This window comes from Butyrivibrio sp. LC3010 (assembly GCF_000424385.1).
Lineage (GTDB): Bacteria > Bacillota > Clostridia > Lachnospirales > Lachnospiraceae > Butyrivibrio.
The window spans coordinates 89,139-101,281 of record NZ_AUJU01000005.1; the positions used below are offsets into that span (position 1 = coordinate 89,139).

A 12,143-nucleotide genomic window follows, 5' to 3' on the forward strand; every position below is an offset into this window, starting at 1 on the left:
GATGCCCGATATAAAGATCATTATAGCAACAACAAAAAAATATAGAATGCCAAGTGATCCGGTGTATATGCCTTTACAGGTGGGAGCAGGTCAGAAGAAGGCAGCTTCTACACCTTATGAAAAGGACAATACTGGGGATAATATTTCGCTTAAAAACAGCAGTTACTGTGAGCTTACAGGTTTGTACTGGGCTTGGAAAAATCTTAAAGCAGATTATATTGGACTTGTTCATTACAGAAGATATTTTGCTTCACCCGAGACCAGGGGAGAGGATGATCCCTTTAACAGGATCATGGGCGGTGAAGAGATTAAGCGTCTTTTGGCTAAAAATTGTATTATAGTACCTAAAAAGAGAAAGTATTATATAGAGACTCTTCAATCGCATTATGCGCACACTCATTATGTGGAACAGCTTGATGAGACCGGTAAGGTCATAAAGGACCTTTATCCTGATTACATGGAATCATTTGAGAGAGTGATGACTCAGACTTCAGGACATATGTTTAACATGTTTATAATGCGCAGGGATGTACTTGATAAGTATTGTGAGTGGCTGTTCAGTATTCTCGCGGAGGTTGAGAACAGATATCCCGAGAAGAATTTGAGCGCTTATCAGGGGCGTTACATTGGAAGAATAGCAGAGCTCATATTTAATGTGTGGCTTGATTATCAGGTTACAACAGGAGCGATTCCCAGATACCAGATTCAGGAGCTGCCATGTGTACATATAGAGACGATTAATTGGTTAAAAAAGGGAGGAGCATTCCTTGCAGCCAAGCTCTTCCATAAAAAATATGATCATAGTTTTTGATCATAAGGAATTAGTGGGAATTGTAAAGTGGAAAGAAAATCAGGAAAAAGTGCTGTTGTCGGCATTGTTTATTTATTATTTATATTATTTGTTTCAGCTATTAGTTTTAAGCACATAACTGATTTTACAGGAAAAAGATATATTATCATAAGTGCTTTTCTGTTTGTGTTTGCGGCTTCTTCACCCTTTTTGCCGGGTAAAGTGAAGCGGGAGGCACCGAAAGCACTTTATATAGCAGGACTCATTCTTTATCCGCTCCTGTGCTTCTATTTTACTGAAGCTGCACTGGAGACAGGATTTGATTTCCCAGGGAATGGATTAAAAATTATTCTGGGCAATTATGGACTGTATGCACTTATCGTATGGTTCATTTTCGCGTTAACCCTATCTTACGGCATTTCGTTTTTTATTAGCGGACTGCTCTTTATTTCTTTTGGACTCGCAAATTATTTCACGGTTTTATACAGACAGGTTCCTATTCTAGCCGGTGATGTGGCAACAGCAGGAACGGCGATGAATGTGGCAGGACATTACAGCTATGAAATGGGAATGCGTCAGTTCATGGCAATACAGTTCCTTTTGGCAACGTTGGCTTTTGCTCTGTTTTTCAGAGTGAAAATGGAAAAGAAGCCTGGCCTGTTAAAAAGGGTTTCAGTTGCAGCCATAGCGGTAGTAGTATTTTTATTTGCTGCAAGAACAATAGCTTTTAGTGATTTTTTGGAAAATCAGGGTATATCAGTTCATGTATGGATACCTATTAAAACCTACAGACAAAAGGGCGGACTTCTGACTTTTGCCAGAAGCATCAGGAATATGGTAGTTGATAAGCCTGAAGGATATGATCCGAAAGAGATAGAAGAGCTTATGGAGACATATAACTCTGATTCCATATCTGATGATAAAGTAAGACCCAATGTGATCGCTATTATGAACGAGGCATTTTCTGATCTTCAGGATGTGGGGGATTTAAATACCAACATACCGGTTATGCCTTTTTATGACAGTCTTACGGAAAATACCATAAAGGGATGGAGCTATGTGTCGGTATTTGGTGGCCAGACAGCCAGCAGCGAGTACGAGTTTTTATCCAATGATTCCATGGCGTTTTTACCTGCGGGAACAACACCGTATCAGCTTTATATCAAGGATTTTATGCCAACCCTTACAGGGAATCTTCTCCTTGATAATTATTGCAGGGCGATAGCATTGCATCCTTACAAACCGAATGGATACAATCGTAATAACGTATATCCCGCTCTGGGCTTCGATCAGTTTATTTCGGCTTCGGATTTCCCTGAGGATGTGGAGACTATGTCTGAGCACATCACTGATAATGCGGATTATGACAGAATCATAGAGGAATATGAAAAGTCAAGGAAAGACAGTGATGAACCATTTTATATATTTAACGTGACCATGCAGAACCACGGACCTTTTTCAAATGATATGGAAAATGTGCCTGATGAAGTGAAAGTAACAGATGAAGAGCTGAACATGGAGGGTGTTCAGGATTATCTTAATCTTATACACGAGAGTGATAAGGCTTTGGAGAAGCTTGTTAAGTACTTTGAAAAAGTTGATGAGCCGACGGTTATAGTTTTCTTTGGGGATCATGAACCCGGAGTGGGAAACAGTTTTTATAATAAGCTGGTTGGCGGAAATAAGAATAACCTTGAGGGAGAGGAGCTTTTGAATCTGTATCACACGAAGTTCCTTATATGGGCAAATTATGACATACCCGAGGCGGATTATTCCGGAGAAAACGGAATAAGCGTCAATTACCTTCAATCACTTATGCTGGATGCGGCAGGAATGAAGATGAGTGGATACAATAAATATCTTCTTGATGTGATGAAGGAGGTTCCTATAGTTACTTCCAATGGGTATATTGGGGCTGACGGGAATTTCTATAACACAGATGACAGTACTTCGCCATATTATGAACGTATGGAGCAATACAGAAGACTTGTATACAACCATCTGTTTGATAAAAAGACAAGGGTGGATGATTTTTATGAGTTTTCATTGAGTAATCCGCAGGAAACAGCCCAAATAAGAAATGACCTTGTGGCGGAAAAGCATATAGTTCATGCAGGAGGATATATCGAATCGGTAGGCGGTGAGCAGATAAATTACACCAGCAGCGTGGAAGCGCTGAATAACTGCAATTCCAAGGGGAACAAATTCTGCGAGCTGGATTTTTTGATGACAACGGATAAAAAGCTCGTATGCGCCCATGCATGGAAGCAGCTCTATAAAGATGGTGAGCCCCTGGAAGAGGCGGTATCACTGGAGGATGCACTTTCCTGCAGGATGGAGAACGAATTTACACCCCTCTGGCTTGGAAGTCTTGTGGATTTCTTGAGAAGCCACGATGACTTGTATATCGTAACAGATATAAAACAGGACTATAACGCAGAGGGCGCGAAGATGATCGCGGAGTATTGCCCTGACCTTAAGGACAGATTTATAATTCAGGTTTACCATGAGGAAGAAGCAACGGTCATGGAGGAGCTTGGATTTAACAATATTATTTTTACGCTTTATAGAACCGAAGAAGAGGAGCGGACAGCGGCTGCCCTTCTGGACGCTGCATCAAAGCATGACTTTGTTGCCTTTACTGCAAAAAAAGCCTTCATAAATGAGGAGTTTGTAGCTGATATCAAGGCTACTGGAATTCCGCTGTTTACACATACTGTAAATAGTGCCGATGAGATGAAGGAATTCATCAAGCTCGGAGTAGACGGCTTTTACAGTGATGTGGTGGATTTTGATAAAATAAAAGAGGAACTTGAATAAATGGGTAATAAAAAAGCTATAGGAGCCGGTGACAGGAGACACTTTTTTAAGACCGGCTTCAGGGGAGCACCGGGGACCTTTGAACTAAGTGATGAGCAGCTTAAGGAGTTGCAGAAGACTCTTCTGGAGATGCTTAAGGATTTCATAAAGGTCTTTGAAGAGGAAAAAATATTCTATACCCTGAGCGGTGGTTCCGTGCTGGGAGCCATAAGACATAAGGGCTTTATACCCTGGGATGATGACATTGATTTAAACATGCCCAGGAAGGATTTTGAACATTTAAAAGAAGTTTTCCACAAAAGGCTTGGGGATAAGTATGTCCTTTGCGGACCAGAATGTGGACGAGGCTATGGAATGTCCCATGTTCAGATCAAGAAAAAGAGAACTACCTATAAGGCTTTTAATGAACTTACAATGAAGGACACAGGTATTTTCATAGATATATTTATCCTGGAAAACACCTATGACAATCCGGTAAAAAGAAAGATACACGGTATGCTCTGTCTTGCTCTTGGATATATTCTGACCTGCAGGAAAACAGCGGAGGACTGGGAGGCATTAAAGCCATATCTCTCGGTCAATGAGGTATTAAGAGAGGCCTTTGAAAAGAAGATGAAATTTGGAAAACTCTTTAAATGGCTGAGCCTCGATAAAGTTGCCAAATGTGTTATTTATTGGTATTCTTACTGTGGTTTGGAGGATTCCAGGCTGGTCTGCATACCCAGCGGACGAAAGCATTATTTTGGTGAAATGTACAAAAGAGAAGATATGTGCCAATCAAAGAATGCAGTTTTTGAAGGGTTAGATGTAAGGATTCCCAAGGGGACAAAGACCTATATGGAGATTCTTTACGGACCGGACTATATGCAGATTCCCAAGGAAGAAGACCGAGAGATTCACTCGGCGGTAGCTTTGGATTTTGATAAATAACCGTAAGTTTTGAGAAAAATTATGTTTACGAGGAGGAACCATTATGACGAAGTCATGATTCGGAATGGTTCCGACCGATAGGGCAGGATTACGAAGTAATCGTGCCAATACACAAAGAGGAGGAGACCTAATGGCTAACATAGCAATCATAATTGCAGGTGGATCAGGACATCGTATGCAGCAGGATATTCCTAAACAGTTTATCAATGTGTATGATAAGCCTGTACTGATGTACACTCTGGAGGGATTTCAAAAGCATCCTCAGATTGATGCGATAGAGCTTGTATGTATCGACGGCTGGCAGGATATGGTTTGGGCTTATGCCAAGCAGTTCAATATTACGAAATTAAAATGGATAGTTCCCGGCGGAGAGAGCGGACAGGAATCCATTAGAAATGGTGTGTTCAATCTTGAAGGTAAGGCTGAGGATGATGATATTATAATCATTCACGATGGAATAAGACCTCTTGTGGATGAGATGGTTCTTTCCGATGTAATTGTAGTATGTAAAAAGCATGGAAATGCTGTGACATCCCTTCCTTATAATGAGCAGATCTTTGTTGTAAATGATGAGGAAGAGGGCACGACAAAAAAATATATTCCAAGAGAGACCTTAAGAAGAGTTTCAACACCGCAGGCTTATAAATTCGGTAAGCTCGACTGGGCATATCATGAGGCTTTTGAAAAAGGCATCGGAATTAAGGGCAGTGCTTATACCAATACCATGATGGTTGATCTGGGAGAGAAACTATACTTTGCAGCAGGTTCTGATAAGAATATCAAGCTTACTACAAAGGACGACCTTGAGATGTTCAAGGCATATCTTAAATCTGATAAGGATAACTGGTTAAAGTGAGAGAATCGGATGTTAAGGGGAAACGACTTTCCCTGCAGGAAATAAAAGATACTCAGCTGAATATTCTTCTTGAATTTGAGAAGATTTGTGATGAGAACGGACTTACTTTTTACCTCTGCGGAGGAAGCCTTCTGGGGGCAGTAAGACACAAGGGCTTTATACCCTGGGATGATGACATAGACATCTGCATGGCAAGACCGGAATATGACAGGCTCTGCAGGCTTGTAAAAAATGATGAACTCAAGTCTCCCGACTGGCTAAAGATAGTCTGCTATGACAACGGCACGTCCAGATTCCCTTTTATAAAGGTTCTTGATAAGCGAACAGTGGTGTTTAATGACTACTTCAGAGAAGAGGAATACGACAATCTGTGGATAGATCTTCTTCCGGTGGATGGACTTCCGGATAAAGAGGAAGAAGTTGCAGATCTGTACAGGAGGGTTACTACCTATAGAAAATATGTACAGATGAAGCACATAAGACCTTTTGAAGGTAAGAGCTTATCCAAAAAGCTGGTAAAGCCTCTTCTTTTTCTTATAGCAAATATCGTAAATACTGACAGGTATAATGATAAGCTAATAAGCGAGAGCTGCGCCTATCCATATGAAAAAGCGAAAAATGTTGGAATTGTAACTGAAGGCCTGTACGGCGTAAGGGAAGCTATTCCGAGAGAAGCTTATGAGAAGTGGATAGAAGTGGAATTTGAAGGGCATATGTTTAAAGCATGCTCATACTGGAACGAATATCTCCACAACCTGTTTGGAGATTACATGCAGCTTCCTCCTGAGGACAAGAGGAAGACACATGATATGAAAGCCTACAGGCTTTATGATTAAATAAGTTTTTTAAAGACTGACCATTTGCTCTTTTCCCCATAGGAATCGAAGTAGCTTCTTCGACTATCGGAAAAGAGCTCATTTATTGCCTGTTTGTGGGCGGGGCTAACGGTTTTCTTGTCATTAAAAATCTTGTACCATCCAAAGACATTGCGAAGCTCGTGTTCAAGAATTTCAAAGCGAACCTTGTCGTTGACATTATTGTCATTGCACATATTTTCACAGATTTTGAAGGACTCAAGATCACAATCGAAGTGTGTGGCACGTTTTCCCACGAGAGAGTCACCGATGTTTTTTCTGTGGAAGACAAAGGTGCGTCTGGTGATCATAACCCTTTTGGCGATGATGCAGACATTTACATAAAAGGAGCGGTCGTTTGCACAGAAAAGATCGTTGAATCGGATATTGTTCTCCAAGAGAAATTCACGTCTGTAAATGCCATTCCATGGAACAACATTGATACAGTACAGATCTTCAGGTCTGTTATGAAAATCAAGTACAGTATTGTAAAGTTCCTTCTTAAATCTGGGGAATCGATACTGCTTTTTTATGGGAAAACCTGTTTTTTCATTAATGGCAACGCAACGGGTTTTCAGCATATCCAGATAATTCTTTTTGGCTTTTTTATACATGTAGGCGTAAGAACCCGGAGCTACAAAGTCATCGGAATCCATAAAGTGGACATACTCGCCCTTTGCGATTTCAAGACCTCTGTTTCTTGAAGGGCCTGCATACATGTTTTTTTCATTCCTAAGGACAGTGACGTTGGAATATTTTTCTGCGTATTCCTTAAGAATCTCCGGAGTGGAATCTGTAGAACAGTCATCCACGCAAATAACCTCAAGAGGAAAATGCTGTTTGAGAATACTGCCCAGACATTTTCTGATATATTTCTGGGCGTTATAAACCGGAATAATAACTGAGATTTTTGGTTCGTTCATTTTTGCCTCGTTAAAATAGTAATTCTGATTTTTTCTGCAAAGGCAGGTAAAATCAATGATTCCCACACAATTTATCCTTGTTATTTTTTGGGAAATCATAGTATATTGTACCAAATGGGCAAAGTATTATCTATGCCTGTATTGATAATTATCAAAGGATTATTTTAATGTTCAATAAGATAAAAAAAGGATTTTTGTTTATAGGAACCTCTGCGGCAAGAGGTGCTGACAGGTTCAGAATCAGGGAGCATTTCAAGGGCATACAGGATTTTTCCGGTATGTCTGTTTCTGTTGTCTATCTTCCTAATGATAATCCGGGGGTAAGGAAGAGATTCGAAGAATCAATAAAAAAATCCAGAACAAATATAAAATACGAAATAGTTGAAAATGCAGCTGATGCCAGGGGTGAGTACCTTGTTTTTGTGAACAATGTGGATGAAGTACATGATGGCTGGCTTGATTTTCTTGCAGAAGCCTTTGTAAGAAATGACAATGTCGGAATCGTCGGTGGTACAACCTATTACTCAATGAAGATGAGAAAAGGAAAAGCATTGAAGATCAGATTTAAGGGAGTAAAGTACCTTCCCTATTCCACTGCAAACCGCGGGACTTTGTGTAAGCTTCTCGATGCCGATGTGAAGACAGAGGAGGACAATTTTGGTATAGCCGGGACGGATATTCCATCCATCAATATCATTATGATCAAGGCTGATTATTATAAAAAGATAGGCGGTCTTTGCAGTTTATATGTGAATAATTCCTGGGACTTTGCACTGGCGGATCTGTGTCTTATGTCCAAGGCATATGGTAAAGATAATTATCTGGCGGATTACTGCCTGGTTTCTGTTTTCAGAGATAAAGAAATAAGGAAAGCAAATAATTACGGAAGGCCAATACTGCCTGGCAGATGGCGGAGCGGTGGAAATCAGGGAACAAGGCCAAAGCCTGACAACAACGAGATTGACATCTGTGCATCCATGCCCGGAAATGACGATGGGAAATTCTGGGGAGACTATCATTTTGCATATGCCTTAAAGGGTGCGTTGGAAAAACTGGGATATAAGGTAAATGTGCTTCCAATCGACGACTGGTACAAGGAGAGTACTGCAAGGACAGTTATTGTACTTCGCGGTAAGCACGGATATTACAGGAAAGCTTTAAGCGACGGACAAAGACTTGTTTACTGGACAATCTCACATCCTGCAGATATCAGGGAGACAGAACTGATGCAGGCTGATTACATATTCTATGCATCGGATATTATGAAACAGAAGTTTGGCGAAAAAGTTGCGGTTCCTTCTGAAATTCTGATGCAGTGCACTGACCCTTCCGTAATGTCATACAGCAAGGATAAGGTTATACCTGAAAACAATTATGCACCTGAGCTCCTTTTTGTGGGTAACAGCAGAGGAGTCTTCAGGAAAATACTTAGGGATGTACTTCCGACGGATCATGACCTGCATGTTTATGGAAGACATTGGGACAAATTTCCTGAGGTTCAGAGCCATGTGATAGCAAATTATATATCTAATGACAAGGTTTCTGCAGTTTATCACGATGCCAGAATTCTCTTAAATGATCACTGGGATGATATGAGAGAATACGGAATCATTTCCAACAGAATCTTTGATGCCATGTGTGCAGGCGCTTTCGTGATAAGTGATGATGTTCCGGGACTTAATGAGACATTCGGTTCAAGCCTTGTGACCTATAAGGACAGGAAAGATTTAAGTGACAAAATAGATTACTACCTTACCCATGAATATGAGAGAGATAGAATTGCCAGAGCAGGGAAAAAGATGGTTATGGAAAATCATACTTTTGATAGCAGGGCAAAGAGAATATCTGAGGTGATAGAGGCTGATAAACAGGCCAGGTTGTAAAACGGGTAAATAATTGCTATTATAGATGTTTGGTGTAGTAATTAAATTTTGAAGAGTAAGAGAGATATGAGAATCAGTAATAAGATAAAAAAAGGAATAAGAAAGGCAAAATCTTACAAATTCCTGTTTGAGGAACTTGTACAGAGAGACTTTAATCAGAAATATAAGCGAACCATACTTGGTATGGGATGGAGTATTTTATCCCCGCTTCTTCATCTTCTTGTAATGAAGATAGTGTTCACACAGTTTTTTGGAAGAGGTAAGAATTCACTTTATTATACGACCTACCTTTTTTCGGGAAATATAATGATGTCCTTCTATAAGGAAGCTACGAAGAACGGAATGAGCTCACTGTTTAAGGAACGAAGGATTCTTCAGAAGATAAATGTTCCGAAATATCTGTTCCTGTTGTCAAAGAACGTGTCGGCTTTTGTTAATTTTATGCTGACGCTGGTGGTATTTTTCATATTCTGTTTCTTTGACAAGATAAAGTTCGGACCGCATATGCTTATGATCCTGTATCCGATATCTACATTGCTTATCATGAATATCGGAATAGGAATGATTTTATCAGCGCTTTATGTCTTTTTCAGAGACATTCAGTATCTGTATGACGTATTTTTGACACTTTTGGGATATTTGTCAGCTATATTCTATCATGTAGAGGATTTCAATAATGTTATGATCCAGAGGGCATTTCTGCTGAATCCCGTTTATGTCATGATAAAGTATGTCAGAGTTGTTGTAATGGAGTGCACCATACCTTCAATAGAGTATCATGTGCTTTGCGCTTTTTATGCACTGTTTTATCTGGCAATAGGCTTGTGGATTTATAAGAGATACAACCACGAGTTTGTTTACTACCTGTAATATGATGGCGTCAGTGTTGGATTTATATAAAGAGAGCACTTGGTGGGGCTTACGGGCTTTATGGAGAATGTTAAGACCGTAATAGTTATAATACAGGCAAAGATTTAGGAGTACACATGTCAGTAATAGAATGTAATGATGTTAGTATCCGTTATATCACCGGAGACTTAAAGGCAATTGGATTAAAGGAATTCGTGGTAAGAAAGCTCAGTGGTAACTATCATGTGGAGGAATTCTGGGCAGACAGACACATAAATTTCAAGCTTGAAAAGGGAGAAATGCTTGGTATCATCGGTTCTAACGGAGCGGGTAAGAGTACAATACTTAAAGCTATTTCCCAGATACTTCTTCCCGTTGAGGGAACTATCAAGGTTAATGGAACAATAGCAGCGCTGCTTGAGCTTACCAGTGGCTTTGATGAAGATATGACAGTTAAGGAAAATGCGTACCTGCGTGGTGCCATGCTTGGTTATACAAGGCAGTTTATGGATGAGAGATACCGTGAGATAATCCAGTTTGCCGAGCTTGAGAAGTTTGAGGATTATCAGTTTAAACAGTTATCAAGCGGAATGCGAAGCAGACTGGCCTTTTCCATCGCATGTCTTGTGGATCCGGATGTACTGATTCTGGATGAGGTTTTATCTGTTGGTGACGGAGCTTTCAGAGAAAAGAGCGGAAATAAGATGAGAGAGATACTTAAAAAAGGTATCACTGCAATTCTTGTATCACACTCCATATCTCAGGTCAGAGAGCTATGCGATAAGATACTGTGGCTTGATCATGGTAAACAGATTGCGTTTGGCAGCGATGTAGAGAAGCTTTGTGACGCTTATGAGGAATTCCTTCAGACGATGAAGATTCCGCAGTCACAGGCCGACATAGATAAGCTTGCAGCAGACTTTAAGATCCGCAAGGAGAAAGAAGTCAAGGAACAGACCTCAGAGCTTAGAAAGATGATGGGGACAGTTCCGGAGGATGAAGCATATAGAGCAGCTATTGGTTTTCTTAAAGAGAAATTCCCCGAAACACTCAGGGATATTGATAAGTTGAGAGATTAGTATGGAAAAGAAAGTTACGGTTGTAGTTCCTTCGTACAATACAGAGAATCAGATAGAAAAATGTCTTGATACCATTTGCTCACAGACGCTTAAGGATATCGAGATAATAGTTGTTGATGATGGCTCGTCGGACAGAACTGCTGATATAGCTGATGAATATGCCAAAAAGGATGACAGGATTCAGGTTGTAAGAAATGAGCACCAGAATGCGGGCGTAGCGAGAAACACCGGCCTTGATAAAGCAACCGGTGAGTATATCGTATTCTGGGACTCAGATGACTTTTTTGCTGTAAATGCTCTTGATAAGCTTTATACGAAGTGCAAAGCAGAGAATGCGGATATCTGTATTTGCGATGCTTATCATGTGGATGATAAGAGCGGAAAAAGGATTCCCGGGAATAAGAATAATTATCAGTATCTTATAAACGGTGATACCTATAACAGGAAAACCAACCCTGACTACATCCTCAATATAACTACGAATGTACCGTGGAATAAAATGTTCCGCACAGGGTTTATTAAAAGTACGGGGATTCGCTTTCAAAGCATCGAGAGAGCAAACGATGCTTTTTTTACTATGTCAGCAATGGTTCTGGCAGATAAAGTTACGATAATAAGAGATTCCCTTATCTATTGGAGATTCAATCAGAAGATAAGCACCACCAGCGACAAATCAAGATCTCCCATGTGTGTGTTCAGGGCATTTGAGGAGACAAAGAGATTTCTTGAGGAAAAGGGCGTATACGAAGAGGTTAAGAGGAGCTTTTTGAACAGAGCGGTAGACAGTTATCTGTACAGCCTAAAATGCCAGAAGAGTCTTAGTACTATAGACAGCTTCAGAGAATCCTTTGATTATATTAAAAATGAAGCTTTTGGAAAGCTTGGCTGGGATGAAATAAGAACTGATGATATTTATAAGCACAATAAATATCTGACTCTTAAGCATGTTACTGAAGGAAGCTATGAAGAATATATGTTATTCATGGAGAGCGAGCTTCAGAGCAAGTACAATAAGACAGTCAATTCAAAGGCATATAAGATTGGTAAAAAGATGCTCTGGCTTCCCAAAAAGCTTTTTAGACGCTGATTACTGTTAGTGCATGTCTTTTGGCGCGTAAGATACCAATATCTGACAGGGCTATGTCAGATATAAACTGGC

At 40.1% G+C, this 12,143-nt stretch carries 10 protein-coding genes; 9 read left to right on the forward strand and 1 reads right to left on the reverse strand.

Translation table 11 applies throughout. The features are described from left to right. Nucleotide 1 precedes the first annotated feature (1 nt). The 5 genes from G622_RS0105390 to G622_RS0105410 all read left to right on the forward strand — a co-directional run bounded on the left by G622_RS0105390 (nt 2) and on the right by G622_RS0105410 (nt 6,232). Complete coding sequence (locus G622_RS0105390; protein WP_026509844.1) at nt 2-811, forward strand: DUF4422 domain-containing protein; 810 nt, start codon at nt 2-4, stop codon at nt 809-811. Between the two features lie 27 nt (nt 812-838). Next, entirely contained in the window at nt 839-3,610 is a 2,772-nt protein-coding gene (locus G622_RS24330) for a sulfatase-like hydrolase/transferase (RefSeq protein WP_026509845.1), read from the forward strand. Continuing rightward, nucleotides 3,611-4,540: a LicD family protein gene (locus tag G622_RS21725; RefSeq protein WP_049945699.1), complete on the forward strand. Its 930-nt coding sequence runs from the start codon at nt 3,611-3,613 to the stop codon at nt 4,538-4,540. It begins immediately after the preceding gene. 130 nt (nt 4,541-4,670) lie between these two features. After that, nucleotides 4,671-5,396: an IspD/TarI family cytidylyltransferase gene (locus tag G622_RS0105405; RefSeq protein WP_026509846.1), complete on the forward strand. Its 726-nt coding sequence runs from the start codon at nt 4,671-4,673 to the stop codon at nt 5,394-5,396. After that, nucleotides 5,393-6,232, forward strand: a complete 840-nt coding sequence (locus tag G622_RS0105410) for a LicD family protein (RefSeq protein ID WP_026509847.1) — start codon at nt 5,393-5,395, stop codon at nt 6,230-6,232. Before G622_RS0105405 ends, G622_RS0105410 begins: the two co-directional genes overlap by 4 nt. On the opposite strand, the gene G622_RS24335 is transcribed toward G622_RS0105410, so the two are convergent. Then, nucleotides 6,229-7,173, reverse strand: coding sequence for a glycosyltransferase family 2 protein (locus tag G622_RS24335; protein ID WP_196814180.1), 945 nt, complete (start codon nt 7,171-7,173; stop codon nt 6,229-6,231). The genes G622_RS0105410 and G622_RS24335 overlap by 4 nt on opposite strands. A 167-nt stretch (nt 7,174-7,340) precedes the next feature. On the opposite strand from G622_RS24335, the gene G622_RS0105420 reads away from it, so the two are divergent. The 4 genes from G622_RS0105420 to G622_RS0105435 all read left to right on the forward strand — a co-directional run bounded on the left by G622_RS0105420 (nt 7,341) and on the right by G622_RS0105435 (nt 12,071). Then, the gene (locus G622_RS0105420; protein WP_026509848.1) at nt 7,341-9,056 is read left to right on the forward strand and encodes a glycosyltransferase; all 1,716 of its coding nucleotides are present in this window, start codon (nt 7,341-7,343) and stop codon (nt 9,054-9,056) included. 66 nt (nt 9,057-9,122) lie between these two features. Continuing rightward, on the forward strand, nt 9,123-9,926 hold the full coding sequence (locus G622_RS0105425) for an ABC transporter permease (protein WP_026509849.1): 804 nt from the start codon (nt 9,123-9,125) through the stop codon (nt 9,924-9,926). A gap of 116 nt (nt 9,927-10,042) precedes the next feature. Beyond that, nucleotides 10,043-10,984, forward strand: a complete 942-nt coding sequence (locus G622_RS21735; RefSeq protein WP_081675194.1) for an ABC transporter ATP-binding protein — start codon at nt 10,043-10,045, stop codon at nt 10,982-10,984. Between the two features lies 1 nt (nt 10,985). Next, nucleotides 10,986-12,071 (forward strand): glycosyltransferase family 2 protein, encoded by a 1,086-nt coding sequence (locus G622_RS0105435; RefSeq protein WP_026509850.1) that lies wholly within the window; start codon nt 10,986-10,988, stop codon nt 12,069-12,071. Nucleotides 12,072-12,143: the final 72 nt, after the last annotated feature.

Coding starts and splice junctions, on each gene's coding strand:
- G622_RS0105390 (WP_026509844.1), top strand. CDS start 2: ATGCCCGATATAAAGATCATTATAGCAACAACAAAAAAATATAGAATG.
- G622_RS21725 (WP_049945699.1), top strand. CDS start 3,611: ATGGGTAATAAAAAAGCTATAGGAGCCGGTGACAGGAGACACTTTTTT.
- G622_RS0105405 (WP_026509846.1), top strand. CDS start 4,671: ATGGCTAACATAGCAATCATAATTGCAGGTGGATCAGGACATCGTATG.
- G622_RS24335 (WP_196814180.1), bottom strand. CDS start 7,173: ATGAACGAACCAAAAATCTCAGTTATTATTCCGGTTTATAACGCCCAG.
- G622_RS0105420 (WP_026509848.1), top strand. CDS start 7,341: ATGTTCAATAAGATAAAAAAAGGATTTTTGTTTATAGGAACCTCTGCG.
- G622_RS0105425 (WP_026509849.1), top strand. CDS start 9,123: ATGAGAATCAGTAATAAGATAAAAAAAGGAATAAGAAAGGCAAAATCT.
- G622_RS21735 (WP_081675194.1), top strand. CDS start 10,043: ATGTCAGTAATAGAATGTAATGATGTTAGTATCCGTTATATCACCGGA.
- G622_RS0105435 (WP_026509850.1), top strand. CDS start 10,986: ATGGAAAAGAAAGTTACGGTTGTAGTTCCTTCGTACAATACAGAGAAT.